Genomic DNA, 26,975 nt, shown 5'->3' with positions numbered 1-26,975 from the left:
CGGCGAGGCCGGGAATCGACTCGGCGAGGCCGGGAATGAGGAGCCATGGCCGGCATCGAAGAGGTCGCGAGACTCGCGGGCGTTTCCACCGCGACGGTGTCGCGCGCGCTCAGCGGCCGGGGCCACGTCTCGCCCGGCTCGAAGGCCAAGGTCGAAGAGGCGGCTGCCCGGCTCGGCTACGTCGTCTCGTCGAATGCCTCGAGCCTCGCCTCGGGCCGTACGCGCAACATCGGCGTCGTCATCCCGTTCCTGAACCGCTGGTTCTTCTCCTCGGTGCTCGAGGGCGCGCAGCAGTCACTCCTCCGCAGCGGCTACGACCTCACCCTCTACAACCTCTCGGGCGACGGGCAGGAGCGCTCGAGCGTCTTCGAGCACTTCCTGCTGCGGCAACGCGTCGACGCCGTCATCGCCGTCTCGCTCGAGCTCACCGAGCCCGAGGTCACCCGACTGCACGAGCTCGGCAAGCCGCTCGTCGGCGTGGGCGGCCCGATTCCGGGCGTTCGCACCCTCACGATCGACGACGTCGCCGTCGCGCGCCTCGCGACCGAGCACCTCATCGGCCTCGGCCACACCCGCATCGCCCACATCGGCGGCGACCTCGAGTTCGACATGGACTTCCATCTGCCCACCAACCGCCGCATCGGCTACGAGGGCGCGCTCGCCGACGCGGGCATCAAGATCGACCCGCGGCTCTTCGCGCCTGCCGACTTCACCATCCGGGGCGGTTACCACGCCGCCAAGCAGTTGCTCGGCGCACCGCACGGCCGCCCGACGGCGATCTTCGCGGCATCCGACGAGATGGCGATCGGCTCGATCCTCGCCGCCCGCGACCTCGGGCTCACCGTGCCGCGCGACGTCTCGATCGCCGGCATCGACGACCACGACCTCTCCGACTTCTTCGGCCTCACGACGGTCGCGCAGTTCCCGCGGGTGCAGGGCGAGATGGCGGTCGAGATTCTCATGGACGAGCTCGAGCCGAGCACCACGGATGCCGCGACGCCCGCCGCCACTCCCCTGCCATACGAGTTGCGCGTGCGCTCGTCGACGGCCCGCCCGCCGACCTGACGCCGGTCGAGTAGGCCGCCCGCGGCCGTATCGAGACCCGCCACGCGGCATCCGCTCGTCGTTACACTGGCGGAATGGCAGATGCAACGTTCGACATCGTTTCCAAGGTCGACCAGATGGAGGCCGACAACGCCCTCCACCAGGCGCAGAAAGAGGTCGCACAGCGCTACGACTTCAAGAACGTCGGCGCGTCGATCGAGCAGTCCGGCGAGAAGGTGCTGATCAAGGCCAACAGCGAGGAGCGCGCGAAGGCGATCCTCGAGGTCTACGAGGCCAAGCTCATCAAGCGCGGCATCTCGCTGCGTTCGCTCGACGCCGGGGAGCCGTTCCCCTCGGGCAAGGAGTTCCGCATCGAGACCACGATGAAGGCCGGCATCGACTCCGAGAACGCGAAGAAGATCAACAAGATCATCCGCGACGAGGCGCCCAAGAGCGTGAAGAGCCAGACGCAGGGCGACGAGGTGCGAGTCTCCTCGAAGAGCCGCGACGACCTGCAGGCCACCATGGCGCTGCTCAAGGGCAAAGACCTCGAGGTCGCCCTGCAGTTCGTGAACTTCCGCTAGCGCCCCGCGCCCCGCGCCCCGCGCGCTCGCACGCTCCGCGCGCCTGCCCGCCCCGAGTACCCGATGTGCGGCGGAGCACCGAAACATCCGTTCACTTCTCGTGCTCCAGCGCACATCGGGTACTCACGCGAGCACACCGATGCAGCGACTTGCGTGCGCGCTCACCGGAGCGCCATCACCTTGCGCACCACCGGAAGCCCCGCATCGCGGAGTTTCGTGAACAGCACTGAGCGACCCCATGCCTCTGCCCAGTTCCATCGAGTGAACGCCTGCACCTGACGCCGAACTGCATCTTCGCGCTCCTTCTCGGCGATCACCGTGGCGATACTCGTCGGCACGTCACCGGCTGCCTCGTACTTTCCACGCCCGTCGGCCTCAGCGCCGATTCCGTACTCGGGCCAGTGGAAGTCGAGGAAGGCACGCCTGCCGAGCTCCGGCAGCCAGAGTTCGTGCTGCAGCTCGGGCTGAGGAAACCCGAGCTCTTCGATCACGACGCGACTGAGCGTCTCGAGCGGTGTTTCGGCCAGGTGTGTGGCTCTTCTGAGCACGGCATCCACTTGCCGGCTTCGCGGGTACGGGAGCAGACGCTGGTGCTCGGCGATGAGTCGATCGAGCGTGGTACGGGGAGCGATCGCATGGCCTGCACCGAGTCGTGGCACATGGAGTGCCGCATCGACCGTGGTGAGTGCCGCAGTCAGGGTCGCGCGCCGGCATAACTGAACGAGGCTGAACTCGATCGACGTCATGGCGATGCCGTTGAGCTGCTCGACGTCGACCTCGTGTCTTCTCGCCACAGAGGTCACACCCGCACGTCGGTGGCCCGTGGCATCGCGTGAGAGCACGTACACGTCATCGGGCCAGCGCCCGAGGGTCGGCAAACCGAGCAGTGCAGCAGCGGAGTGGCCTGTGAAGATCGGCGCGGAGAGCGTCTGAGCGACGCCACTCACCTTCACCCGATACTCGGCGGCGTCGCGCTTCGCGGTGCTCCAAGTCTCGTCGTAGTCGGCTGGGCGACGGTAGACCCCGGCGCGTACCCGCTCGAGTTCGCCTCGGGCCTCGGCGTTCCGGAGCTGGGCGAGGCGCCCGGCCGCGCGGACATCTCGGGTGAGCACGAAGCCGTTCGGGTTCACTGGAAATCGCTCGAGCATGCGTGACAGCATGGGGCCCATTGCCGAGATCGTCAGGCGTCCGACGACGACTGTGAGAGACCGAGTGCGCCGCGGAACTGTCGAGGTGGAGTGCCCATCTGCACGAGTACCGGATGCGCGCTGGAGGCCCCGATGGATTCGGATTCGGCGCAATCACGCGCACACCGGGTCCTCGGCTTGGCGTAGGGCCGAGAAGAGTGGGAGCGGGAAGGAAAGGGAGGGAGAGGGCGAGGGCGCGCGGGTCGGGGGTCAGGGGCGTGGGCGCGGGGCGTAGCCGCGCAGCCAGCGGGTGATCGCCGTGTACGCGGCCGCCCGGGCGGGCTCGCGCGAGAGGAAGACGTCGTGCAGCGCCCCGTCGATGCGCGAGATGCCCACCGTCGGGGCGAGGCGCAGCGATCGCTGCGCGATCTCATCGACCACCAGCACGATGTCGCTCGAGAGCATCGCCGGATCCCAGCGCGGCAGGATCGTCGATCGCGCCGAAAGGAGCGTCAGCACCGGTGCGCCAACGTCGATGCCGGCGGCCACCGTGGCGTGGCCGTTGAGCACCGCCGTCAGCCACGCGGTGTGCGTCGCGAATCCGCGATCGGGTCGCCACGCGCGGTCGTACTCCCACTCGCCATCGGCATCCTTCGCGACCGAGCGGGTGTAGAACCCGAGGTCGACGTTCGGCAGCGCGCCGAGCGGGTTGACCTTCGCACCCCAGCCGATGACGGGCGCGAGCGCCTCTCGCCCGACACGACTCGCCTGGAACTCCAGCCACGGGCTGTTCAGCACGAGCGCCGCGACTCGCCCCGGGTTTCGAGCGGCCCAGAGACTGAGTGTGAGGCCGCCCGTCGAGTGCCCCAGCAGAATCAGCGAGCGAGCGGATGTCGCGGCATCCGCTCGCCCGTGGCCCATCGCCTCGAGCGCGGCCTCGAGGTCGGCGTCGTAGTCGCTGAGGTCGGTGACGAATCCGGGGGTCTGACCGGGGCGCAGGCTGCGGCCGTACTTGCGCAGGTCGAGCGCGAAGAAGCGGGCGCCCGCATTCGACCAGAACGCAGCGAGCTCGGGATTGAAGAAGTAGTCGCTCCAGCCGTGCACGTAGAGCACGTCGGCTCCGGATGCCGCGCCACGCGTGAACCGCGGGCGCCACGGTGGCCGGTGGCGCACGAGGGTGGCGACGAGTTCGCCCTCGTCGTCGTGCCCGAGCGGAAGCGTGAGCTGCTCGAAGAGTTCGCCGAGCACGTCGGGGCGCCAGCGCTCCGGCGGAGCCGGGGCGGCGGCAGGGGTCTCGCCGTCGAACGCGCTGGTGGAATTCACGAGACCTCCTCCGCGCATACTAGCCAGCTGCGTCGCCGCTGCCCGACACCAGCACCCGGGTGGCGGTTTGCGCGAGGTCAGGAACCGAGTTCGGTGAACGTTGCGACGATCTGCACCACCGCGGGGGTCATGATGACGATGAACAAGACGGGGAGGAGGCAGAAGATGAGCGGGAAGAGGATCTTCACGGTCATCTTCATCGCCTGTTCCTCGGCGCGCTGACGACGCTTGAGCCGCATCTCGCCCGACTGCACGCGGAGCATGTCGCCCATCGCGACGCCGTACGAGTCCGCCTGGATGACGGCGCGCGCGAACCGGTTGAGGTCTTCGATGTCGGTGCGTCGCTCGAGCTCCATGAACGCCGCCCGTCGCGTGCGCCCGATGCTCATGTCCTGCAGTACGCGGATGAGCTCTTCGGCGAGCGGCCCCGTGCCACCGCGCGCGGCCTTGGCCATCGCCGAGTCGAAGCCGAGACCCGCCTCGACGGCGATCGTCATCTGGTCGAGGGTGTCGGGCAACGCGCGGCGAATCGCTTGCTGACGCTCGTGCGCCCGGCTGTTGATGAGCACGTCGGGGAGGAAGAAGAGCAGCACGGTCGCGGCGATCGCGACGAGCACCTTGAGCGGATGCGGCCCACCGACGACGACGAACAGCAGGCCCATGAGCGCACCGACGACGACGAGCACGAGCTTCCACGTGACGATGCCGTTGATCGTCCATCCCGCAGGCCGGCCGGCGAACACGATCTGGCGATCGAGCCAACCGACGTAGCCGCTCGGCGCGGCCGCCACCAGGTTCCGACCGAGGGTGGACTGCTGCACGACGCCGACGGTGGGGTGCACTTCGACGACCTCGTCGGTCTCGGTTGCCACCGCTCGCTTCGGGAAGAGCAGGAAGACGAAGAGCGCGACCGCGGACGCCGTGACACCGGCCGCGAGATAGGCGATGAGCGTGGCCATCAGAATTTCACCCGCACCACGGCCGCGATCCAGAGCGTGCCCAGGATCAGGAGGATGATCCCCACGATGAACGCGACGATTCCGATGAACGTCCCGAAGAAGGAAGGAAGGAAGCTGGGCTGGATCACCGAGAGCAGGATGAACATGCCGATCGGCAGGGCGATCAGGATGATGCCCGAGAGTCGTCCCTCCGCGCTCAGCGCCTTCACCTGACGGCGGATCTGGTTGCGCTCCCTGATGGTGGTGCCGACCCGGTCGAGCACCTCCGCGAGGTTGCCGCCGGTCTCCGCGTTGATGCTCACCGCTTGGGCGACCCATTCGAAGTCGTCGCTGCGCATGCGCTGGGCGGTGGTGCTGAGCGAGCCCGGAAGGTCGCGCCCGAGGCGAGTCTCGTTCATCACTCGGGCGAGTTCTTCGCCCATGGGCGCGGGCGCCTCGCTCGCGACGGCGGAGATCGTTCGCGACAACCCGTGGCCGGCGCGCAGTCCGCCGGCCATCAGCTGCACCGTGTCATCGATCTGGTCGGCGAACCTCGTGCGGCGGCGACCCGTCTTCAGCATCACGATCAGTTTGGCCACGAGGGGTGTGGCGACGGCGAAGAACACGGCGAGAATGATCGCGGTACCGCTCGCGAGGCCGAGCAGGGCGCCGACCAGGGCTGCGCCGCTCGCGGCCGAGGCCACGTAGATGACGATCTGCGAGGGCGTCGCGGCGATGCCGGCCAGCTCGAGCTGCTCAGGGCCGAAGAAGCGGGCGCGGCCGCTCGTCGCTGCGTCGACCGCCGCGGTGGTTCGCGCCGACGCCCGATTGAGCAGCGACACGTGTTCGACGCCGGGAGCGCGACGCCGGGAGGCCGCCACTCGCGGCGCCGGCGGCGCGATGACGAGGAACACCAGCGTGAGCACGGCGAGCAGTCCGAGCACGATGCCCAGCACGAGCAGCGCGGCAGTCATCGGATCTCCCCGAGCAGGTCTCGCTGCTGCGGCTGGAACAGGGCCATCGACAACGGAATGCCGTGGTCGGCGACCTTCTCCGCGAAGCGCGGTCGCACACCGGTCGGCTCGATGCGGCCTCGAAGCCGACCCTCTTCGTCGTAGCCGGCGCTGTAGTCGAAGGTGAACGCGTCCTGCAGGGTGACGACCTCGCCTTCCATGCCGTGCACCTCGGTCAGGTGCGTCACCCGACGCATGCCGTCTTTGTGCCGGCTGATCTGCACGATGAGGTCGACGGCCGACGAGATCTGTTCGCGGATGGCCCGCAACGGCAGGTCCATGCCGGCCATGAGCACGAGGGTCTCGATGCGCGAGACGGCGTCGCGAGGCGAGTTCGCGTGGATGGTCGAGAGCGAGCCTTCGTGGCCGGTGTTCATCGCCTGCAGCATGTCGAGGCTCTCGGCCCCGCGCACCTCGCCGACGACGATGCGATCGGGTCGCATGCGGAGCGAGTTGCGCACCAGGTCGCGAATCGTGATCTCGCCGCGCCCCTCGATGTTCTGCGGGCGCGACTCGAGCCGCACGACGTGGTTCTGCTGCAACTGCAACTCCACGGCGTCTTCGATCGTGATGATCCGCTCCTCCGGCGGGATGAACGCGGAGAGCACGTTGAGCAGGGTCGTCTTGCCGGTGCCGGTGCCACCCGAGACCAGGATGTTGAGCTTGGCCCGAACGGCGGCATCGAGCACCGTGGCGAGCTCCCGCGTCATCGATCCGAAGCCGATGAGGTCCTCGACCGTGTACGGCGTGCCCGCGAACTTCCGGATGGTCAGCGATGCGCCGTCGACCGCGAGCGGCGGAATGATCGCGTTCACGCGCGAGCCGTCATCGAGCCGTGCATCGACGAGCGGCGACGACTCGTCGATGCGTCGGCCTACTCGCGCGACGATGCGCTCGATGACGCGCCGCAACTGCGGCTCGCCGGTGAAGCGGTGGGGTGATTCCGAGAGTCGGCCGAACCGCTCGACGTAGATCTGGTCGTGTCGGTTGACCATGATCTCGCTGATGGAATCGTCGGCGAGGAGCGGTTCGAGTGGGCCGTAGCCGAGCACATCGGCGCCGATGTCGTCGATGAGCCGGTTGCGCTCGGCCGTCGTCAGTGCGAGCTGCTCGCCCGCCACGATCTCGGCGAGCTCACTGCGAGCGATGGCGTGCAGCTGTTCCTCGGTGAGGCTCGCGTCGTTGAGTCGTGCTCCGATGCGCCCGAAGAGCTCGTCGGCCGCCTTCTCCTTCACCCCGGCGAGCGGGTCGACGGATGCGGCGGACTCGGCGTTGCCCGGAGCGTACGGCGTGAACTCGCGCATAGGCGGCGCCTCGGCGGGCACAGCTGCGCTCGGTCCGGGTCCCGCGGCTGCTTCGGTGTCGGTGATCGTGAGGGCAGAATCGGGCGAACCCGGAGCTACAGGCGGGGCTGGCTCGGCGGCATCCACCGCACCGTCGCTGTGCAGCGCGTTCAGTCGGTCATACAGGCTCATGTGATCGCCGCCTCTTGTCGGTTCGGGTGCGGCCGGTCACCGCATCGGGCGCGATGCGCGCCGCGAGGCGTCGAATCGCCTTGGCGGCCGGATCGCGCGCATCGGATCGGACGAGCACCACCCCGCGGTTGACCGCGAGGAGCACCGCCGGTGAGCGGGGCACCTCCACGTCGACGGGTGCGCCGATGACGTTCTCGACGTCCTTGACGGTCAGTCCCGACATCCGGTCGCTGAAGTTCACGACGAGATGCCGGTTGGCAGGGGTGAGACCGAGCGTTCTCAGCAGTTCGAACTCGGTGCGCATCGCGCGCAGGCTCGCGACGGCCATGTTGGTCACGAAGACGGCGTCGGTCGCGTGCTCGATGATCGTGAGCGTGTGCTCGCCGAGTCCCGGGGTGGTGTCGACGACGACGTAGCGGAACGTGCCGCGGAGCCGCTCGACCAGCCGTGCAAGGGCCCGCGGGGCGATGCCGTCGCCGAGTTCGGGCGACGGGGCGCTCGCGACGACGAAGAATCCGTCGGCGTGATGCGTGAGCGTGGTCTTCAGCACGATCTCATCGGATGCCTCCGGCGCCACCGCATCGACGATCGTCGCCGTGGGCTCGAGCGCGAGCGAAGTGCTGACATCGCCGAACTGCAGGTCGGCATCGATCAGCACGACGGAGTTCGGCGCTCCCTCAGCGAGGCTCGCGGCGATGTTGATCGCCAGAGTCGATTTTCCCTGCCCGCCTTTCGGCGCGACCACGGCGATCACCTCGCTGCGCGTGCCCGGCGGCATCGGCGGGAACTCCCAGACCGGCGCCTGCACGTCGTCGGAGGGGTCGGGCGCCATCGAGAGCGACGCCTCGTCGGCTCCTGCTTCATCGAGCGCTCCGGGCTCGGCGACCAGTTCCTCGAACGAGAGCAGATCCTCGACGCTGCCGATGGTGCCGCCGACCTCCGGCACGTCGGGCTCCGGCTCTTCCGGCACGGCGAAGTCGCCCCGTTCGGCGCGCCCGTTGGCGACGAGCCAATCGGAGAGCCTGGCGAGCAGGTCGAGCGTGGTCGTGTCGGCGGCCTGCGGGCTCAGCACCGCGTGCAGTTCGAGTTCGTCGACCCAGTCTTCGAGGTCGCTGCGCTGCTCGCGCACGACGATGATGCCGATGCCCGGGTGTCGTTCCGCGAGGCCCTCGACGAGATCGCGCGTCTCCTCGTAGTTGAGCACGGGGCCCAGCAGGGCGATGCGCGGCCGTTCGCCCGCCATGTCGAGGATCGTGTCGGTTCCGAAGGTGAGGAACTCACCGGTGACGACGTGCAGGCGTCGGCCGAGCAGAGTACGCAAGCGCTGCTCGTACTCGGCGGATCTGCTGACGAGGAGGTATGGAGTCACCGTCGTCACCGCCTGACATTGCTCTCATCGACGGGGGCGGAGCCGGAGGTGTCGGTCGCCTCGTTCTGCAGAGTCAGCCAGACTCCGTGGTGTTGTGGATACTTCTCCGCCGCCTCGAGCGCCCACACGAGGCGTTCGACGTCGTGCGTGCCCAGTGCGACGGTGAAGAGGAGCACGTCACCGGACTCCGCAGCCTCGGTCTCCGCTGAGCCGCCGGTCACGGTCGTGCCGACGCGCACCGCCGTCACGAGCACGCGATCGAACTCGAAACGGGTGGTGATCGGAGCCACGCCGGGCGGCGAGCTGATGTCGGATGCCGTGGTCGCGACGATCCCCACCGTGCTGCCCGGCACGACCGAGCCGCCGACCATTCGCTGCACGGGCAGCGCGAAGCTGACCTCCTGCATGCCCTCCGGCACATCCACCGTGCCCTGGGCCGCGCGAACGGCGGGGTCGACGAACCGGGCTTCGAGCAGTTGCTCTCCGGGGAGGATCGCCACGTCGGCGACGGTTCCTTCCAGCGTGGCGAGGTCGGCGACCGCACCGTCGGCGATGTTGCGCGCCGGCATCGTGTCGACTGTCACGAACTCGGCGATGCGGTCGCCGGGGGTGCCACTCGGAATCTCGGTGTCGACGATGAAGACCTCGGCCTGCTCAGCGCCGTCGGCGGCGCGGGCATCGGCGCCCCGCACGTAGTTGACGAGCACGAACGCACCGAGTACGGCGAGGACGAGGGCGAGGATCGCCCCGATGATTCGGGTCTTCATGTGGTCCTTCTTCGCTGAGTAGGGTCAGTCCTCCGCTGAGCAGGGTCAGTCGGTCATTCGGAGAGGCGCACGATCATCAATCCGGCTCCCGGGGAATTGCCGAGCTCGAAGTCTTCACCGAGTTCGACGTACTTCACGAAGAACCCCTGGATGCCCTTGGCGTTGCCGCCGGCCGGGCCGGTCGGGAAGGCGGGGCTCAGCGGGCTGCCGCCGCAGTAGACGGCGGATTGGGCGGCCCCACCGGTCTTCAGCCCGGTGATCTTGAAGGCGGCGAACCTCGAGATCGTGTAGGTCGCGTTCTGCCCTTGCGCCGTCGTGGCGCTGTACAGCGGAATCAGCACGGTCTTGCAGAGCAAGGTGTTGAGATATGTGTTCGAGCAGCCGTTCTTGTTCTGGTTCGGCTGGATTCCCGGCACTCCGCCCACCGTTCCACCGGCTGAGATCTCCGCCTGGCAGCCGGTACCGTCGAGCCAGCCGAATCCGCCGGGGTACCCATTGGCGCAGGGCACTCCGGTGTTGCTGTTGTTGATCAGGATGAGCGCGCGCTGCGGGTTCTGCGTGTCGGCGGGCTGCGCCGGCAAGTCGTCGAACTCGCACTGCGCGATCGCCAGCGGAATCGTGGTGCCGGCGATCGGGGCGCCCCACTCCGCTGTCGCGTCGGCGTCGAGGGTCGTCTCCGTCGGCACGATGATCGAGGCGAACGGATGCTGCATAGTGGTGCCGCTGCCCGTCGACGTCGACGCACGCACCTCGACCTTGCCGCTGCTGGTGTTCACCGTGAGCGAGAGGAGCTCACTCGCTGCACTGTCATCGTTGGCGTTGAGCACCGCCATCTCATCGGCGAGCACGCCGGCGCCACCGCTGCAGCTCGAATCGGCGGCGCACTCCTGGGCGACAGCGAGCGCCGCGGCATCCGCACCGTTCTGCAGCTGGCCCTTCTCCCAGAACAGCAGGCCGACATCGGCGACGACCGCGATGAAGACGAGGATCGGGATGATCGACATCGCCACCCAGATCGCCACCGCCCCGCGTTCACCGCGGTTCCTGCGCTCACGCGCGCTCAGCCACCGCATCGCATGCTCCCCTGTCCGCCGAGCGTCGCTTGACCCGTGATGCTGTCGAGCCAACCGGTGAGATCGGTGAGCGGAATATGCACGACCATCGTGAGTTCGTCGTCATCGACGTTGGGACTGCAGGTCGAGAGGTACGTGATGGTCGGGGTGCCGGGCACGATGCCGGCGACGATCGCTTCGGCCTCGCCCTGCGCGCCCGCCTCGTTCGCATGCACTGCGTAGTGTCGTGCGCCCTCGCGTGCTGCGGCCGTCACGGTGAGCTGCTGGTTGAACACCCAGCCGAGGTCGAGGATCGCGAACAGCACGATGAGCAGCAGGGGCACGACGAGCGCGAACTCGACGGCCGCCGCACCATGGACCGATCGTAGGGATCGCATCACTACCTCATTCTGCTCACGCGATGCTGCTCACGAGCCGCGGGCTGCGCCCGATCGGGCGCAGCCCGACGGCTCGTTGGGCGAACCTCCTGGCTAGAGCTTCGGAATGATGTCGTTGTTCACGAAGGTGACGACCGCCGGTCCGATCAGGGCGAGCGCCGCGATGATGACGAGCGAGACGAGGCCGACGATGAGGGCGTACTCGACCGCAGTCGCGCCTTCTTCTTGGTCACGGAGGGAGTTGATGCGCGCCTGAATGCGCGAATATGCCTTGAGCATTTCGGGATCCTTCGGGTTCGGGTAAGTGCAGTACACCGCTCGGGTAGGTGCGGTGACCCGACGGTAGTCCTGCGTGTACGGCCCCGAACGCCCCTCTTCGGGGGATAGAACGACGGTTCGCGCAACGAACCGTGCGAATTGGCCTGATTCCACGCGGAATGCGCGTCGTGTGTGCCTTGTTCTGGGGGTATCAGATGTCACCCGGCATGGGGTACAGCGTCCCCCATTTTCGGGGTACACCACGTACCCCGACGCCGATCACGGCCCGACGACGAGCAGCGCGAGCAGCGCCCCCGCGAGCATCGATGGCCCGAACGGGATCGAACCCCGCAGCGTGACGCGTCGCAGCGCGAGCGCGATGATCGCGATCACGCCGCCGACGACGAATGCGCCGAGCAGTCCGAGCAGCCACGTCGACAGGCCGAACCAGCCGACCAGCAGCCCGATCACGAGCGCGAGCTTCACGTCACCCATGCCCATCGACGACGGCGAGATGAGCGCCAGCAGCAGGTACACGGCGAACATCGCCGCCGCACCCGCGAGCGCCCACAGCATCGGCAGCCATGCTGAACCCGCCCATGACGCCGGCACCAGCAGCACGGCGACGGCGCCGAGCGCGGGGAACACGACCGCGTTCGGCAGCCGGTGCTCGGCGAGGTCGACGATCGAGAGCACGGTGGCGCACGCGGCGAAGGCGAGCAGCGCCGGCAGCAACCACGTGAGCCCGAAGCGCCAGGTGAGCGCGCCGAAGGCGGCTGCCGTGACGATCGCCGCGGTGACGCGCACGGTGCGCCGCGACATCCGCTCGTCGTGCATCGCGTGTGCCGCCCACGCGGCGAGCGGCCACCAGCCGAATGCTGCGCCGACGAGCGCTGCGATCAGCGCGGGTGCGAGCAGGGCCATCCGTGGAGCGTAGCGGGTTGCGGGTCTCGATACGGCGCTGGCGCGCCTACTCGACCGGCAGCAGGCGGCGCTGGCGCGCCTACTCGACCGGCGGTTGCCCTACTCCTCGCCGCGCGAGATGTCGACCATGTCGTCACGCGGCACGACCTTCACGCGCACGCGCCCCTCGGCCGAACCGAGCGCCTGCTCGTGCTCGTCGAGGCGGTGCCAGCCGTCGAGGTCGGTCCAGCGGATGCCGCGGGACTCGAGCAGCTCGATGACCGACTCCTCAGACGGCGACTCGGGGGTCCACCAGTTGCCGAGGTCGTTGATGACGTGCTTGATCGTCTCCATCGCGTCGGACTTGGTGTGCCCGATGAGGCCGACTGGGCCGCGCTTGATCCAGCCGGTCGCGTAGACGCCGTACATCTGGCGCGCTTCGCCGGTCGACTTGTCGCTCGTCAGCACCTGGCCCTCGTGGTTCGGGATGACGCCGAACTTCTTGTCGAAGGGGATGCCGGGCAGCTGCGAGCCGAAGTAGCCGACCGCCCGGTAGACGGCCTGCACGGGCAGTTCGCGGATTTCGCCGGTGCCGACGACGCCGCCCTCGCCGTCGGGCGCGGTGCGCTCCCAGCGGATGGCGCCGACCCGGCCGGTGCCGTCGTCGACGAGTTCGAGCGGCTTCGCGAAGAAGTGCAGGTGCAGCCGACGCGAGGCCTGCCCGACCTCGCGCTGGCGCCACTGGTTCAGCACCTTGTCGATCACGAAAACCTGCTTGTTGCCCGAGACGGCCGCACGGGCTGCATCGTCGTAGTCGAAGTCCTCGTCGTAGAGGATCATGTCGACGTCACGCAGTTCGCCGAGCTCGCGCAGTTCGAGCGGCGTGAACTTCACCGAGGTGGGGCCGCGCCGGCCGAACACGTGCACGTCGGTCACGGGCGAAGCGGCGAGGCCCGCGGCGACGTTCGCCGGGATCTCGGTCGGCATCAGGTCGTCGACGTGCTTGGCGAGAATGCGCGACACGTCGAGCGCGACGTTGCCGTTGCCGATGACGGCGACCTGGCGGGCGTCGAGCGGCCACGTGCGCGGGAAGTCGGGGTGTCCGTCGAACCAGCTCACGAACTCGGCGGCCCCGTACGAGCCCTCGAGCTCGGCGCCGGCGATGCGCAGCGAGGCGTCCTTCACCGCACCAGTCGCGAAGATCACCGCGTTGTAGTGCTTCTTCAGGTCTTCGAGCGTGATGTCCTCGCCGAATCGCACATTGCCGAAGATGCGGATGTCGCCGCGGTCGAGCACCTCGCGGAGCGCCGAGATGATGCCCTTGATGCGCGGGTGGTCGGGGGCGACGCCGTAGCGGACGAGCCCGTAGGGCGCGGGCAGGTGATCGAAGAGGTCGATCGAGACGTCGAAGTTGCGCTCCGACTTGAGCAGGATGTCTGCGGCGTAGATGCCCGCGGGGCCTGCCCCGACGATCGCCAGTCTCAGCTTGTTCCTCGTCACGTGCCTAGTCTCCTCAGGGCTCGGCTGCTGCATCAGCTCTCGCGCTCCACGACCGTTTCGGCGAATCGTGTCAGCGCCTTCTTCACGCTGCCCTCGGGCAGCGGCGCCAGGGCCGCGACGGCCTCGCGCGCCCACCGGTGGGCCTCGGCGAGCGTCGCGCGCGTCGCCTCGTGCTCCCGCAGCTCGGCGACGATCGCGTCGACGGTCGCTTTCGACGGCACGATACGCGATGCCAGCGTGTTCGTGTCGAGCGGGTCGCCGAGCGCGGCCGGGTCGGTGACGACCACGACGTCGCGCTCGATGCGCTCGAGCAGGGCAGCGGATGCCGCGTCGTGCTTCGCGTGCTCGGAGAGGCGCAGCATCGGCAGGGTGACGACGCCGGCGCGCAGGTCGGTGCCCGGCACCTTGCCCGTCTCGGCCGGCTGCGGCGAGAGGTCGATGACGTCGTCGACGAGCTGGAACGCGACGCCGATCTTCTCGCCGAACTCGATGATGGGCGCCTCGAAGCCGGGGTCGGCGCCCGAGAAGATGATGCCCGACTGGGCGGCGGCCGCGATGAGCGAGCCCGTCTTGTCGGCGAGCACCTGGATGTAGTGGGCGATCGGGTCGTCGCCCGGCTGCGGGCCGACGGTCTCGTGCAACTGGCCGAGCACGAGCCGCTCGAACGTCGTGGCCTGCATGCGGATGGCGCCCTCGCCGAGGCCGGCCATGAGCTGGCTGGCACGGGCGAAGAGCAGGTCGCCCGTGAGGATCGCGACCGAGTTGCCCCACACGGCCTGCGCGCTCGGCACGCCGCGGCGACGGTCGGCGTCGTCCATGACGTCGTCGTGGTAGAGGCTCGCGAGGTGCGTGATCTCGATCGCTTCGGCGGCCGTGACGACGTCGTCGGTGACGCCGGCGCCGAGCTGGGCCGTGAGCAGCGTGAGCATGGGGCGCACGCGCTTGCCGCCCGCCTGCAGCAGGTAGCGCGTCGAGACATCGGCGATGGTGTCGGCGAACCGCACCTCTTGGAGGAGCCCGGCTTCGACCCGATCGAGCCCGTCGTCGATCGCCTTCGCCATCGCCTTGTCGGCTGAGGAGGCGAAGACGCGTTCGCTGAGGCCGAGATTCGCGGCGAGCGATGAGCCTCGACGGGCGACCGGGTGACTCGGTTTCACGTCATCAGCCTATCGGGGTGGATCCGCGCTCGACGCGGGATGTCTCGACGGGTGGGGTATCGGCAGGTTCACGGTCCGACGGACGCGAGGGGCTTCGTGCCGCGGTGCAGGGCGACGACGCCGAGGGCGAGGTTGCGCCACGCGACATCCGCGTAGCCCGCCTCGCGAACCCAGCCCGCGAGCGTCGGCTGGTCGGGCCAGGCGTTGATCGACTCGTTGAGGTACTCGTAGGCGGTGTCGTTCGAGCTCGAGAGCTTCACGAGCGGGGGCATCACGTATCGCTGGTACACGCCGTAGCCGGTGCGCACGAGGGCGGCGGGTGGCGTCGAGAACTCGCAGATCACGAGCCGGCCGCCCGGCTTCGTGACCCGGAAGAACTCGGCGAGCGCCCGCTTGGGCTCGTTGACGTTGCGTAGGCCGAACGAGATCGTCACCGCGTCGAACTCGTCGTCGTCGAACGGCAGCTTCGTGGCGTCGGCCTCGACGAACACGAGGTTGGGCACGCCCGCCTGGCGCTTGCGGCCGACCTCGATCATGCCCGGCGAGAAGTCGGCGGCGACGACGGATGCCCCGGACTTCGCGAGGCTCGCACTCGAGGTGCCGGTGCCGGCTGCGACGTCGAGGATCTTCTGCCCGGGCTGCGGATCGACTGCGCGCGTCGTCGAGACGCGCCAGAGCGGGGCGTTGCCCATCGAGAGCACGTTGTTCGTGCGGTCGTAACTCGCGGCGACGCGATCGAACATGGCCGACACCTGGCCGGGCTGCTTGCCGAGGTCTGCGCGCGTCATCCCTCGATTCTACGGCGGCCGGCCGGGTGGTCGTCCGTGCGTCCTCGCGGGCCACCGGCGAACGCCCCGACAGCGCGGCGTAGGCTGAAGCGGTGAGTCAGACGGATGACGCGGCGCAGGCTGCGAGTGCTCGGCTCGTCGTTCGCACCGTCGCCGTCGATGAGACGGAGCCGCTCATCCCGCGCGCCGACCCGCGGCATCCGCTCGTCTGGATGCGTCGCGGCGAAGGCATCGTCGGGCTCGGCGAGACGGTGCGCATCGAGACGACCGGCCCGAACCGGGTCGAAGACGCCGCTGCAGCCTGGACCGCCCTCGCCGGCCTCGCCGAGATCGACGACCGGGTCGGGCTGCCGGGCACCGGGCTCGTCGCGTTCGGCGCGTTCGCGTTCGCCGACGAGTCCGCCGCGACGAGCGTGCTCATCGTGCCCGAGCTCGTCATGGGTCGGCGCGACGGTCGTGCCTGGGTGACCCGCATCACGCTCGACACGGGCGACACTGCGACGGATGCCTCCGCGGCCGACCATGCCGAAGGTGCCGGCGAGGTCGCCCTGCCGGAGCCCGCGCCCAAGCGGCAGGTGCCGCGGGTCGCGTTCACGCCCGGCTCGGTGACACCCGAGGCCTACGAGGCGGCGGTGGCCGAGGCCGTGCGACGCATCGACGCGGGCCAGCTCGAGAAGGTCGTGCTCGCCCGCCAGCTCGTCGGCGAGCTGCACGAAGACGCCGGGCTGCGGGCGACGATCAACCGGCTCGCCGAGGACTACCCCGACACGTGGGTCTTCGCCGTCGACGGCCTCATCGGCGCGAGCCCCGAGACCCTCGTGCGCGTCGATCACGGCACCGTGTCGGCCCGTGTGCTCGCCGGCACCGCATCGCGCGGCGCGGGCGAGGCTTCCGATCGCGCGCGTGCGATCGCCCTCGCAGGGTCGGAGAAGGACCTGGCCGAGCACGCGCTCGCCGTGCAGAGCGCCGTGAAGCGACTCGTCCCGCACACGGCCCGGCTCGACACGAGTCCAGAACCCTTCACCCTGCAGCTGCCGAACCTCTGGCACCTCGCGACCGACCTCAAAGGCACCCTCGGCGACGGCTCGAGCTCGCTCGACCTCGTGCAGGCCGTGCACCCGACCGCCGCCGTCGCGGGCACCCCGCGCCGCATCGCCCTGCCCGTGATCGCCGAGCTCGAGGGCTTCGACCGCGGGCGGTATGCCGGACCGGTGGGGTGGATCGACGGCGACGGCGACGGCGAGTGGGCGATTGCGCTGCGCTGTGCGCAGGTCGACGCCGACGGCACGGTCACCGCATATGCCGGTTGCGGCATAGTGCACGACTCGGTGCCGCACGACGAGCTCGCCGAGACCGTCATGAAGTTCCGCCCGATCGTCGAGGCCTTCGGCGGCTGAGCAACTCTCGTCCGTCGAGTGGCGGAGATCTAGCTCGCGGCGAGCCTCGCCTGCTGCTCCTCGACGTCGTAGTCGGCCTTCGGCCAGTCGAGCCGCAGCGACTCGAGCGCGTCGATCAGCAGGTGCTGCACCGCAAGCCGCGCGTACCACTTGCGGTCGGCCGGCACGACGAACCACGGGGCATCCGCTGCCGCAGTGCGGTCGAAGACCAGTTGATACGCCTCGGCGTACTTATCCCACAGCAACCGCTCGTCGACATCGCCCGGGTTGAACTTCCAGTGCTTCTCGGGCCGCGCGAGCCGCTCGGTGAGCCGCGCCTTCTGCTCGGCGCGCGAGATGTGCAGCATGACCTTGATGATCGTCGTGCCGTTCGCGGCGAGCTCCGCCTCGAATTCGTTGATCGCGTCGTAGCGGCGCTCGAGCTCTTCGGGCGACGCGAGCTCGCGCACCCGCCCGATGAGCACGTCTTCGTAGTGCGATCGGTCGAACACGCCGATCATGCCGGCGCCCGGCAGTTCGTTGTGCACCCGCCAGAGGAAGTCGTGCTCGAGCTCTTCGGGCGTCGGCTTCTTGAACGCGGCGAGGTGCACGCCCTGCGGATCGACCGAACCCATGACGTGCTTGACGATGCCGCCTTTTCCGGCGGTGTCCATCGCCTGCAGCACGAGCAGCACCCGCCGCTCATCGCCCATGCGGCTCATCGCGAAGAGCTGCTCCTGCAGCTCGGCGAGGATCTCGGCTCCCTCGGCGAGCGCCTGCTGGCCCGCCGCCTTGTCGCCGTCGAACCCCGGATGCGCGTGCGAGTCGGTGTTCGCCAGCTCGAAGCCCTCACCGACCCGCAGCAGCTCGGCGGGGTCGGCGGTCCAGTACGACTCGCGGCTCATGTCACGCTCCTTCGGCGACGGAGCGTCGCATCGGCTCCATCCTGCCGAGCGAGCGGATGCCGCGGCAAGTGCCGGTCGCGTTCCGGTGCGGATTCAGCGCGGCAGCGGCACTTCGAGCAGTGACGGGCCATCGATCTGCGTGCCGAGCGCCTCATCGAGCTCACCGCGGGTCGTCGCCCGGGAGTAGGCCCAGCCGTAGGCGGCGGCGAGCGCGGCGAGGTCGACCCGCTGCGGGGTGAACTGCACGCGGTCGAACGCTTCGGGCGGCGCGGATGCCGCGACCTCGAGCGAATCGAAGATCGACCCGCCCCCGTCGTTGCCGACGATGAGCTGCACCCGGGGGCGGGATTCGCCGTCGCCGATGAGCATGGAGCCGACGTCGTGCAGCAGGGTGAGATCGCCGATGACGGCCCGGGTGACGCCCGCGTGTGCGGCGACGGCGCGCGATGCAGGTGTCGTAGCGGGCGTCGCGCTGGGCGTCGCCTCCGGCGCCTCGGCCTGCTCACCGGGCAGCGGGCTCTGGCTCGCGACCGCGATGCCGATCGCCGTGGCGACCGTGCCGTCGATGCCCGCGAGCCCGCGATTGGCGTGCACAGCGATGCGTCGCCCGGGCACGGCACGGTCGGCGTCGCGGATGAGTCGGGAGGCGCCGAACACCAGCCGATCGTGCGGCCACGTCGCCGACCACACGGCGTCGACCAGCATTCGTCGTGTGACCGGGGCGCGCACCGCGGCGAGCTGCGCCTTCATGTACTCGCGCTGGGCTTCGAAGTCGGAGACGTGGCCGGTCTCGTCGATGCCGCTGCGCTGCACGACTGCCACGGGCAACCCGGCCTCAACGAGCGTGCGGCTCGCGTGCACCCATCGGCCCACCCATGCCCGCTCCTCGGCGCTCGGCGCGTGCGGTTCGGCGCGAACGGCGCGCTCGAACCTGCCGACCCGGCGCCCGGGGTTGAACCATTCGATGCCCCACGGTGCCACGGCGATCGTCTCGACGCCCTCGCGTTGCACGAGCGCCGGCACCTCGCGCGAGAGCGTCGGATGCCCGAACACGACGACCCGTTCGATCTCGTCGCCGAAGCCGGGCTCGCGCAGCAGCTCGCGGTAGGCGACGACGAGGTTCGGGCCGAAATGGGAACCGCTCGTGACCTCGGCGAGCAGCGGCCAGCCGCCGTCTCGGGCGAAGCTCTCGGCCGCAGAGCCGGCACCGGCGCCGGCGATCACGACGGTGCGCGGCCCGGGCGCGATGAGCGCGGCGTGGCCAGCTGAGCCTGCCAGCTCGCTCCCTGAACCTGTCGAAGGGCCGCCCGCCCGCTCAGCCCTGGCCGCTTCGACGAGCTCAGCGAACGAGCCCGCAGCGACCACGGCAGACAGCGGCTCGCGCAACTGCAGGTTCAGGTGCACCGGCCCCGGGCCGGGCTGCGGCGCTCGCACCCCGTCGGCCCCGCGGCCGAGTGCTGCGGCAACGGCGTCGCGAGCGAGGCGAGCCGCGGCATCCGTCTCGCCGGCTGCCCCCTCGGGTGCGGTGACGTCGCGCTCGAGGCGCACCGCGCCCGCGAAGATGCCGGGCTGCATGGTCGTCTGGTTCGAGCGGATGCCGCGGAGCTCCGCCGGCCGGTCGGCCGAGAGCACGATGAGCGGAACCCCGGAGTGATGCGCCTCGAGCACCGCGGGATGCAGGTTCGCGACCGCTGTGCCCGACGTCGTGATGATCGGCACCGGCCGCCCCGACTCGACGGCGAGGCCGAGCGCGAGGAACGCCGCACCGCGCTCGTCGATGCGCACGTGCAACCGCACGGCACCGGCGCGCTCGAGCTCGGCGGCGGCGAGCGCGAGGGCCTGCGAGCGGGAACCGGGCGCGACGACGACATCGACGACGCCTTCGCCGATGAACGCCGCAAGCAGCGCCATCGCGGTATCGCTCGCGGGGCTGCGGTCTGCCGGTCGGTGGGGCGCCGGCTCAGCCATTCGGCTGGGCGGACGGACCGGACTCACCCGGCGTCTCGGGAGTGTCGGGGCGCTTGCGCTCGGTGTCACGCGTGCCGTCGGCCTCGTCGGTGCCGCTCTTCTTGTCGGAGTCGAGCTCGGCCAGTTCTTGCTCGAGACGGCGGATTCGGTCGTCTTGCTCAGCCTCGCTGCCGAGTTGGCGCAGGAAGTCGGCGTCGTCGTCGGGAGCGATCGTGCGCGCCCGCCCGCCGGGAAGCCGGTCGGCACGCCCGCGGCCGATGATGAACCAGAGCAGCGCACCGATGATCGGCACGAAGAGGATGACGACGATCCACCAGCCGCGACGCAGCCCGCGGATGCGCGTGCGGTCGAAGAACGCGCAGTCGGCGACGGCGTAGATCGTGAAGATCACGGCGGCGACGCCGAGTCCGAAGAGCAGCCGGGCCATGCTCCCAGTCTAGGCGCGCCGCGGGGCTCCGCGGCTGTGAGTGCGCTCAGGCGCCGCGATCTACACTGAGCAGGTGAAATCCGTGCCCGTCTGGATCTGGTACACCGCGCTGCGCCTGGTGCTCTTCGCCGTGCCGCTCGCCGTGCTGCTCATGTTCGGCATCGATCCGCTGATCTCCGCCGCCGTCGCCGCGCTCTTCGGGTTCAGCGCGTCGCTCATCTTCCTGCGCCGACCGCGCGAGTCGATGTCGAGCGACCTCTACGCCGTTCGGCACCGCGAGAAGCCGCTGATCCCCGAAGACGACGAGGCCGAAGACGCCGCCGTCGAGCGCGGCTCACGCGAGCGCGACCAGTAACTCCCTGCGTCAGAACGCGAACGCCAGCCCGAGCCCGACCCCGTAGACGAGCGCCGTGAGGCTCGCGAGCTGCAGGGCGATGATGAGCTCGCGCGGCGTCTTGGCGGTGAGCACGATGAGGCACGCCGGCAGCGCAGCGAGCAACGCGAACAGCACGAGCCACGCCGTCGAGTAGAGCAGCGCGAAGAACACCACGATCGCGAACGGCGCGAGCATGAAGATCGTGAACAGGATGCGGCCCGCGAGCGGCCCGACGAGCACGGCGAGGGTGCGCTTGCCGGCGATCTTGTCTTGCGCGACATCGCGCAGGTTGTTGGCCATGAGCACCGCGCAGGCGAGCAGGCCCACCCCCACTCCGCCGAGCCACGCCTCGAAGTTGACGGTGAGCGCCTGCACGTAGGCAGAGCCGGCGGTCGCGATGATGCCGAAGAACACGAACACGAACAGCTCGCCGAGCCCGTAGTAGCCATACGGATGCTTGCCGCCCGTGTAGAACCAGGCGGCGACGATGGCGACCGCACCGACGGCGAGCATCCACCACTGCCCGGTGACGATCGTGAGCGCGAGACCGGCGAGCGCGGCGAGCGCGAAGAAGCTCAGGGCGACGGCGAGCACCTGCCGCGGCTTGGCGACGCCCGAACCCGTGAGCCGGGCCGGCCCGACCCGGTGCTCGTCGGTTCCCCGCACGCCGTCGGAGTAGTCGTTGGCGTAGTTGACGCCGATCTGCAGGCCGAGGGCGACCACGAGCGCGAGCAGCGCGCGGGCACCGTGCCACGGCCCGTCGGGGATCGCGACGATGCCGGCGCCGGTGCCGAGTGCGACGGGGGCGATGGCGAGCGGCAGGGTGCGCAGCCGCGCACCCGAGACCCAGTCGGCCGCCGTGGCGCGGGGCGGCCGGCGAGGCGCGGTCGGTGCGGTGCGCGCCGCCGTCGTCGCGGCCTTGGCCGGGTTGCCGCTGCGGCCGGGCGCGCGGCTCCTGCCCGCGAGATCGGCGGCGGGATTCATGCGCTGGGGTTTCGGGCGTGCCACACGAACATGCTAGTTCGCCGGTGCGGCGAGCGCCGCAGCGATGGCGCGGCGGTCGGGCTTGCCCGAGGCGAGCAACGGCAGCCCGTCGACGATGACGAGCCGCACGGGCCGTGCGGCCTGCGGTAGGCCCGCGGCATCCGTCGCCGAGGCGAGATCGTCGAGCGTCGCGGATGTCGCGGCATCCGTCGCCGGCGAGACGACCGCGGGCCGCTCACCCCACTCGGGGTGTGCGACCGCGACGACCACGGCTTCGCCGAATCCGGGGCGGGTGCGCACGGCGCGCTCGACCTCGCCCAGCGCGACCTTCACTCCGCCCGAGATGATGACGTCGTCGGCGCGCCCGCTGATGCGCAGCACTCCGTCGGCCGTGAGCTCGCCGAGGTCGCCCGTGCGATACCAGCGGGTGCCGCGGGCGTCGGAGGTGAACACCGCCGCGGTGCGCTCGGCATCGCCGAGGTAGCCGTCGGCGAGCACCGGGCCCGACAGCTCGACGAGGCCGTCGACGGTGCGCACGCCGACGCCGTCGAGCGCGCGGCCGTCGTAGACGCATCCGCCGGCGGTCTCGCTCGAGCCGTAGGTGCGCACGATGCGGGCACCGAGCTCTTCGGCGCGCGCAGCGAGTTCGGGGGCGAGCGCCTGCCCGCCGACGAGCACCGCGTCGTAACCGGTCAATGCGGCCGCGACGAAGGCGTCACGCTGCGCCCGCTCGACGACCCGCGCGAGCTGCACCGGCACGAGCGAGGTGTAGCGCGGTGCGGCGGCGTCGAGGCGAGCGGATGCCGCGGCGAACGCCTCTGCCGTGAACGGCCCGTCGCCCAGGAGCACCGGCGTGGTGCCCGCGATGATCGACCGCACGAGCACCTGGGCGCCGGCGATGTAGTGGCCGGGCAGGGCGAGCAACCAGCGTCCCGGGCCGTCGAGCCGGTCGGCGGTGGCGTCGGCGCTCGCGATGAGCGCGTCGGCCGAGAGCATCACCCGCTTCGGGGCATCCGTCGACCCGCTCGTCTCCACGACGAGCGCGATGCCCTCGGCGATTTCTGCGGGGTGAGGAGGGCCCTCTCCGCCCGTCTCGAAACCCAGCGCAGCGGGCACCGGCCAGACGGCGGGGCCGCCGGCGAGCGCGACGCGGAGTGCTTCGGTGAGCACCGGGACATCCGTCGCCGTCACCCGTACGAGTGGTTTCACCGGCACCTCGGACTCCGCCTGAACCGGTGACCGGTAACCGGCATCAGTAGTGCCACGGGTACGGGCCCCAGTCGGGGTCGCGCTTCTCGAGGAAGGCGTCGCGGCCCTCGACCGCCTCGTCGGTGCCGTAGGCGAGCCGCGTGGCTTCGCCCGCGAACACCTGCTGGCCGACCATGCCGTCGTCGACCGCGTTGAACGCGAACTTCAGCATGCGCACGGCGGTCGGCGACTTCGTGAGGATCGTGCGCGCCATCGCGATCGCCTCGCGCTCGAGTTCTGCGTGCGGTACGACCCGGTTCACGGCGCCCATCTCGTACGCGCGATCGGCCGAGTACTCCTCGGCGAGGAAGAACACCTCGCGGGCGAACTTCTGCCCGATCTGGCGCGCGAAGTAGGCGCTGCCGTAGCCGGCGTCGAAGCTGCCGACATCGGCATCGGTCTGCTTGAAGCGGCCGTGCTCGCGGCTCGCGATCGTCAGATCGCAGACGACGTGCAGCGAGTGCCCGCCGCCGGCCGCCCAGCCGGGCACGACCGCGATGACGACCTTCGGCATGAAGCGGATGAGCCGCTGCACCTCGAGGATGTGCAGGCGCCCGAGCCCCGCCGATCGAGTAGCCGACGGAGGAGGCGTATCGAGATCCGCGCCCGTGGTCTCGATGCGCTCGCTGGCGCTCGCTACTCGACCGGCGGGCTCCTCGTACCTGTAGCCGTCGCGACCGCGGATGCGCTGGTCGCCGCCCGAGCAGAACGCCCACCCGCCGTCTTTCGCGCTCGGGCCGTTGCCCGTGAGCAGCACGACGCCGATGTGCGGGTTCGTGCGGGCGTCTTCGAGGGCGCGGTAGAGCTCGTCAACACTGTGCGGCCGAAAGGCGTTGCGCACCTCGGGCCGGTCGAAGGCGATGCGCGCGATGCGCCCGTCGACCGAGTGGTGATAGGTGATGTCGGTGAGACCCGAGGGCCCACCGATCGCGGATGCCGCGTCGGTCCACTCACTCGCATCGAACAGTTCGGACACGTCGGGGCTCATGACCCCAGCCTATTCGGGCGGCGCCCGGCCCCCGAAGGAGTCAGCCGCCGAGGCCCAGTAGGAATCGGCCGTACGTCGTGACGACGACCACGACGGTGACGGCAGCCGCGGTGATCGGGATCAGCGCGGCGATCACGATCAGGATGCCGCTCACGCCGATGAGCACGTTGCGCGACACCGGGTCTTCGGGCACCTCGACGTCGTCGATGCCGAGTTGCTGCAGCGAGTTCATATGCACCATCCCTGTGGGCGTTCACCATAACACCGTCACCTTCGGCGAGCACGGGTGCGAGACTGGGCACATGCTGCCCGAGCCGAATGACCTGCTCGCCACCGCCCGAGTCGTGGCCCTCCCCCTCGTGACGCGCTTCCGCGGCATCGACGTGCGCGAGGCCGTGCTCTTCGAGGGGCCAGAGGGGTGGACCGAGTTCTCGCCGTTCGTCGAATACGACGACCACGAGGCATCCGCGTGGCTCGCCGCCGCGATCGACTACGGATGGACCGCCCCGCCGCCCGCCCTGCGCGACCGGATTCCCGTCAACGCGACCGTGCCCGCGGTCGATCCCGACAGCGTCGCCGCGGTGCTCGCCCGATTCCCCGGATGCCGTACGGCGAAGGTCAAGGTCGCGGCGTCAGACCAGACGCTCGCTCAGGATGTCGCGAGGGTGCGCGCCGTGCGCGAGGCGCTCGGACCCGAGGGCCGCATCCGCATCGACGCCAACGGCGGCTGGAACGTCGACGAGGCCGAGCACGCGATCCACGCGCTCGCGCCGTTCGACCTCGAGTACGTCGAGCAGCCCTGTGAGACCGTCGAGGAGCTCGCCGAGATCCGCCGGCGCACGAAGTACATGGGCGTGCCGATCGCGGCCGACGAGAGCGTGCGCCGGGCCGACGACCCGCTCGCGGTCGCCGAGGCGGGCGCCGCCGACCTGCTCGTGATCAAGGCCCAGCCGCTCGGCGGCATCCACCGCGCGCTCGAGCTCATCGCGGGCACCGGACTGCCCGTCGTGGTCTCGAGTGCCCTCGACACGAGCGTCGGCATCGCGATGGGCGCGCAGCTCGCGGCATCCATCACCTCGCTCGAATTCGACTGCGGGCTCGGCACCGCGTCATTGCTGGCGGCGGATGTCACGCGCTCGCCGTTGCTGCCCGAGCAGGGGTCGATCCCGGTGCGCCGGGTGCTGCCCGATCCTGAACTGCTCGACCGCCACGCGGCGTCGCCCGAGCGCACGGAGTGGTGGTTCGAGCGCATCGTGCGGTGTCACGCGGTGCTCGCCGACGCCGAGGTGTCGCCGAGCGCGTGAGCAGCGCCTGAGCACGCAGCTTCAGCCGGTGACGGTCGCCCGCTCGAGGTAGGTCGAGATGGCGTCGCGGTTCTTCGAGAGGCATCCGATGCGCTGCTCGAGTTGCGCGCGGCGCTCGGCGAGGGTCTCGGCCAGCTCGCGCTGGATGACCGGTGCCGAGGCGTGCGAGGTGCTCGCGAGGCACGGCAGCATGTCGCGGATGACCGCGGTGGGGATGCCGGCCTCGATCAGCCCGCGCACCTGGTTCACTCGCTCGACCGCGGACTCCGCATAGTCGCGGTACCCGTTGTGCTCCCGAGTGGAGGGCACGAGTCCCTGCTCCTCGTAGTAGCGCAGCAGACGCGTGGCCACGCTGGTGCGGCTGGAGAGCTCGCCGATGCGCATGCCGTCTCCCTTCCATCTCGAACACGACTTGACCTTCACATTAGTGTCAAGGTTCGACACTGTCGACATGGCATCACCGATCACCGACTCACTGACCCTGCCGAAGCCCGCGACGGCGACGGGTCACGCGCGCCGCTCCGGCCGCACCCGACTCCCGCTCAACGGGCTGCTCGCCCTCGCCTCCATCGTCTTCGTGGGGGTCGTCACCGAGATCCTGCCGGCCGGGCTCCTGCCGCAGATGAGCGCCGACCTCGGGGCATCCGAATCGCAGATCGGCCAGCTCGTGGCGATCTACGCGGTCACCACCGCGATCACCGCGATCCCCCTCACCGCGCTCACCCGCAGCGTGCCGCGCAAGCCGCTCCTCGTCGCGCTCGTGCTCGGCTTCGCCCTCGTGAACGGCGTCACGGCGATCGCCGACTCGTACGCGCTCATCCTCGCCGCCCGCGTGCTCGGCGGCATGCTCGCCGGGTTGCTCTGGGCGATGGCCGCTGGGTACGCGATGCGCACCGTCGAGCCCGAGCACTCGGGCCGGGCGCTCTCGATCGCGATGGTCGGCACTCCCCTGGCGTTCGCCTTCGGCCTGCCGATCGCGACGATGCTCGGTGGCGCCGTCGGCTGGCGCGCCGCGTTCGGCCTCATCGCGATCGTCGGCGTCGGCCTCGCCGTCTGGGTGGTCGCCGCGCTGCCGTCGTTCCCCGGCGAACGAGCCGGGGCGCGCCCTTCACTGGCGTCGGTGCTGCGGCTGCCGGGACTCGCCGCCGTGCTCGCGACCACGGCGTTCTTCATCCTCGCCCACAACATCGCCTACACCTACATCGCCCCGCTGACGGTGGCATCGGGCATCGACGCGCACCTCGACCTCGCGCTGCTCGTGTTCGGCGTGCTCGCCGTGGTGGGCGTGATCGGAGCGGGCGCGCTCGTCGACCGTCGCATGCGGTCGATGGTCATCGTCGCCGCGGTGCTGCTCGGCGCCGCGATGATCGCGATCGGACTGTGGGCCGACCAGCCGATCGTCGTGTACATCGCACTCGGCGTCTGGGGGCTCGCCTACGGCAGCGCACCGACGCTGCTGCAGGCCGCGCCGGCGCGCATCGCAGGCGAAGCGGCGGATGTCGCGCAGTCGATGGTCGTCGCGACCTGGAACGGGTCGATCGCGGCGGGCGCCTTCCTCGGCGGCCTCGCGCTCGACGGGCTCGGCATCGACTGGCTGCCGTGGCTCGCCCTCGTGCTGGTCGCGGTCGCAGCGGTCATCGCCGCGACCGTGCGCTCCGCCTTCGCGCCGGTGGGAGCCGGGCGCTGAGCCCGGCTCCCTTCCA

The 26,975-nt window shown here is 70.1% G+C and carries 28 protein-coding genes; 6 read left to right on the top strand and 22 right to left on the bottom strand.

Translation table 11 applies throughout. From position 1 onward, the window contains the following. Positions 1 to 45: 45 nt before the first annotated feature. Together H521_RS0101290 and H521_RS0101285 are read left to right on the top strand one after the other, a co-directional pair. Positions 46 to 1,065 (top strand): LacI family DNA-binding transcriptional regulator, encoded by a 1,020-nt coding sequence (locus H521_RS0101290; RefSeq protein WP_022891220.1) that lies wholly within the window; start codon positions 46 to 48, stop codon positions 1,063 to 1,065. 74 nt (positions 1,066 to 1,139) lie between these two features. Beyond that, positions 1,140 to 1,628, top strand: coding sequence for a YajQ family cyclic di-GMP-binding protein (locus H521_RS0101285; RefSeq protein WP_022891219.1), 489 nt, complete (start codon positions 1,140 to 1,142; stop codon positions 1,626 to 1,628). Positions 1,629 to 1,789: 161 nt separating this feature from the next. On the opposite strand, the gene H521_RS0101280 is transcribed toward H521_RS0101285, so the two are convergent. From H521_RS0101280 to H521_RS0101215, 14 genes are all read right to left on the bottom strand, one after another. Continuing rightward, positions 1,790 to 2,776, bottom strand: a complete 987-nt coding sequence (locus H521_RS0101280; RefSeq protein WP_169513956.1) for a type IV toxin-antitoxin system AbiEi family antitoxin domain-containing protein — start codon at positions 2,774 to 2,776, stop codon at positions 1,790 to 1,792. 249 nt (positions 2,777 to 3,025) lie between these two features. Further along, complete coding sequence (locus tag H521_RS0101275) at positions 3,026 to 4,078, bottom strand: alpha/beta hydrolase (protein WP_022891217.1); 1,053 nt, start codon at positions 4,076 to 4,078, stop codon at positions 3,026 to 3,028. A gap of 77 nt (positions 4,079 to 4,155) precedes the next feature. After that, entirely contained in the window at positions 4,156 to 5,037 is an 882-nt protein-coding gene (locus tag H521_RS0101270; RefSeq protein WP_022891216.1) for a type II secretion system F family protein, read from the bottom strand. Continuing rightward, entirely contained in the window at positions 5,037 to 5,990 is a 954-nt protein-coding gene (locus H521_RS0101265) for a type II secretion system F family protein (RefSeq protein WP_022891215.1), read from the bottom strand. The genes H521_RS0101270 and H521_RS0101265 overlap by 1 nt, the downstream gene beginning before the upstream one ends. Continuing rightward, positions 5,987 to 7,504 carry a TadA family conjugal transfer-associated ATPase gene (locus H521_RS20770; protein WP_084511767.1) on the bottom strand — a complete coding sequence of 506 codons (1,518 nt, stop codon included), beginning with the start codon at positions 7,502 to 7,504 and terminating at the stop codon, positions 5,987 to 5,989. The genes H521_RS0101265 and H521_RS20770 overlap by 4 nt, the downstream gene beginning before the upstream one ends. Then, positions 7,491 to 8,873, bottom strand: coding sequence for a CpaE/TadZ family protein (locus H521_RS20765; protein WP_156891237.1), 1,383 nt, complete (start codon positions 8,871 to 8,873; stop codon positions 7,491 to 7,493). Before H521_RS20765 ends, H521_RS20770 begins: the two co-directional genes overlap by 14 nt. A 5-nt stretch (positions 8,874 to 8,878) precedes the next feature. Then, positions 8,879 to 9,640: a Flp pilus assembly protein CpaB gene (gene cpaB / locus H521_RS24785; RefSeq protein WP_022891212.1), complete on the bottom strand. Its 762-nt coding sequence runs from the start codon at positions 9,638 to 9,640 to the stop codon at positions 8,879 to 8,881. A gap of 53 nt (positions 9,641 to 9,693) precedes the next feature. Next, on the bottom strand, positions 9,694 to 10,713 hold the full coding sequence (locus H521_RS20755) for a pilus assembly protein TadG-related protein (protein WP_084511765.1): 1,020 nt from the start codon (positions 10,711 to 10,713) through the stop codon (positions 9,694 to 9,696). Next, positions 10,701 to 11,090, bottom strand: a complete 390-nt coding sequence (locus H521_RS0101240) for a TadE/TadG family type IV pilus assembly protein (protein WP_022891210.1) — start codon at positions 11,088 to 11,090, stop codon at positions 10,701 to 10,703. Before H521_RS0101240 ends, H521_RS20755 begins: the two co-directional genes overlap by 13 nt. 93 nt (positions 11,091 to 11,183) lie before the next feature. Next, positions 11,184 to 11,369, bottom strand: coding sequence for a Flp family type IVb pilin (locus H521_RS0101235; RefSeq protein ID WP_022891209.1), 186 nt, complete (start codon positions 11,367 to 11,369; stop codon positions 11,184 to 11,186). Between the two features lie 258 nt (positions 11,370 to 11,627). Further along, on the bottom strand, positions 11,628 to 12,272 hold the full coding sequence (locus H521_RS0101230; RefSeq protein WP_022891208.1) for a prepilin peptidase: 645 nt from the start codon (positions 12,270 to 12,272) through the stop codon (positions 11,628 to 11,630). A gap of 99 nt (positions 12,273 to 12,371) precedes the next feature. Continuing rightward, positions 12,372 to 13,751, bottom strand: coding sequence for an FAD-dependent oxidoreductase (locus tag H521_RS0101225; protein WP_022891207.1), 1,380 nt, complete (start codon positions 13,749 to 13,751; stop codon positions 12,372 to 12,374). Between the two features lie 32 nt (positions 13,752 to 13,783). Next, positions 13,784 to 14,908 carry a polyprenyl synthetase family protein gene (locus H521_RS0101220; protein ID WP_022891206.1) on the bottom strand — a complete coding sequence of 375 codons (1,125 nt, stop codon included), beginning with the start codon at positions 14,906 to 14,908 and terminating at the stop codon, positions 13,784 to 13,786. Positions 14,909 to 14,976: 68 nt separating this feature from the next. Next, the gene (locus H521_RS0101215) at positions 14,977 to 15,696 is read right to left on the bottom strand and encodes a class I SAM-dependent methyltransferase (RefSeq protein ID WP_022891205.1); all 720 of its coding nucleotides are present in this window, start codon (positions 15,694 to 15,696) and stop codon (positions 14,977 to 14,979) included. 92 nt (positions 15,697 to 15,788) lie between these two features. Between H521_RS0101215 and H521_RS0101210 the strand changes: the two genes are divergently transcribed. After that, positions 15,789 to 17,093, top strand: a complete 1,305-nt coding sequence (locus H521_RS0101210; RefSeq protein WP_022891204.1) for an isochorismate synthase — start codon at positions 15,789 to 15,791, stop codon at positions 17,091 to 17,093. Positions 17,094 to 17,122: 29 nt separating this feature from the next. Here the strand turns inward: H521_RS0101210 and H521_RS0101205 are convergent, their stop codons facing one another. The 3 genes from H521_RS0101205 to H521_RS0101195 all read right to left on the bottom strand — a co-directional run bounded on the left by H521_RS0101205 (position 17,123) and on the right by H521_RS0101195 (position 20,372). Beyond that, on the bottom strand, positions 17,123 to 17,977 hold the full coding sequence (locus tag H521_RS0101205) for a PPK2 family polyphosphate kinase (RefSeq protein ID WP_022891203.1): 855 nt from the start codon (positions 17,975 to 17,977) through the stop codon (positions 17,123 to 17,125). A 93-nt stretch (positions 17,978 to 18,070) separates the two neighbouring features. After that, positions 18,071 to 19,945 carry a 2-succinyl-5-enolpyruvyl-6-hydroxy-3-cyclohexene-1-carboxylic-acid synthase gene (gene menD, locus H521_RS0101200; protein ID WP_022891202.1) on the bottom strand — a complete coding sequence of 625 codons (1,875 nt, stop codon included), beginning with the start codon at positions 19,943 to 19,945 and terminating at the stop codon, positions 18,071 to 18,073. After that, positions 19,938 to 20,372, bottom strand: coding sequence for a PLDc N-terminal domain-containing protein (locus H521_RS0101195; protein ID WP_022891201.1), 435 nt, complete (start codon positions 20,370 to 20,372; stop codon positions 19,938 to 19,940). Before H521_RS0101195 ends, menD begins: the two co-directional genes overlap by 8 nt. 73 nt (positions 20,373 to 20,445) lie before the next feature. On the opposite strand from H521_RS0101195, the gene H521_RS0101190 reads away from it, so the two are divergent. After that, a complete protein-coding gene (locus tag H521_RS0101190; protein ID WP_051159149.1) occupies positions 20,446 to 20,727 on the top strand; it encodes a DUF4229 domain-containing protein in 282 nt (93 codons plus the stop codon). A 9-nt stretch (positions 20,728 to 20,736) separates the two neighbouring features. Here the strand turns inward: H521_RS0101190 and H521_RS0101185 are convergent, their stop codons facing one another. The 4 genes from H521_RS0101185 to H521_RS0101170 are packed head-to-tail and all read right to left on the bottom strand — an operon-like array spanning position 20,737 to position 24,200. Next, positions 20,737 to 21,732, bottom strand: a complete 996-nt coding sequence (locus tag H521_RS0101185; protein WP_022891199.1) for a 1,4-dihydroxy-2-naphthoate polyprenyltransferase — start codon at positions 21,730 to 21,732, stop codon at positions 20,737 to 20,739. A gap of 33 nt (positions 21,733 to 21,765) precedes the next feature. Further along, the gene (locus tag H521_RS0101180; protein WP_245560929.1) at positions 21,766 to 22,941 is read right to left on the bottom strand and encodes an AMP-binding protein; all 1,176 of its coding nucleotides are present in this window, start codon (positions 22,939 to 22,941) and stop codon (positions 21,766 to 21,768) included. A gap of 43 nt (positions 22,942 to 22,984) precedes the next feature. Then, entirely contained in the window at positions 22,985 to 23,968 is a 984-nt protein-coding gene (locus H521_RS0101175) for a 1,4-dihydroxy-2-naphthoyl-CoA synthase (protein WP_022891197.1), read from the bottom strand. 40 nt (positions 23,969 to 24,008) lie between these two features. Beyond that, complete coding sequence (locus H521_RS0101170) at positions 24,009 to 24,200, bottom strand: hypothetical protein (RefSeq protein ID WP_156891236.1); 192 nt, start codon at positions 24,198 to 24,200, stop codon at positions 24,009 to 24,011. 70 nt (positions 24,201 to 24,270) lie between these two features. Here H521_RS0101170 and H521_RS0101165 point away from each other — a divergent pair, with 70 nt between their 5' ends. Further along, on the top strand, positions 24,271 to 25,272 hold the full coding sequence (locus tag H521_RS0101165; RefSeq protein ID WP_022891195.1) for an o-succinylbenzoate synthase: 1,002 nt from the start codon (positions 24,271 to 24,273) through the stop codon (positions 25,270 to 25,272). Positions 25,273 to 25,293: 21 nt separating this feature from the next. Here the strand turns inward: H521_RS0101165 and H521_RS0101160 are convergent, their stop codons facing one another. Further along, positions 25,294 to 25,656: a MerR family transcriptional regulator gene (locus H521_RS0101160; RefSeq protein ID WP_022891194.1), complete on the bottom strand. Its 363-nt coding sequence runs from the start codon at positions 25,654 to 25,656 to the stop codon at positions 25,294 to 25,296. Positions 25,657 to 25,723: 67 nt separating this feature from the next. Between H521_RS0101160 and H521_RS20750 the strand changes: the two genes are divergently transcribed. Next, positions 25,724 to 26,959 (top strand): MFS transporter, encoded by a 1,236-nt coding sequence (locus H521_RS20750; protein ID WP_022891193.1) that lies wholly within the window; start codon positions 25,724 to 25,726, stop codon positions 26,957 to 26,959. Positions 26,960 to 26,975: the final 16 nt, after the last annotated feature.

Source organism: Agromyces subbeticus DSM 16689, from assembly GCF_000421565.1.
GTDB lineage: Bacteria > Actinomycetota > Actinomycetes > Actinomycetales > Microbacteriaceae > Agromyces > Agromyces subbeticus.
This window is presented reverse-complemented; position numbering and strand designations above follow the sequence as displayed.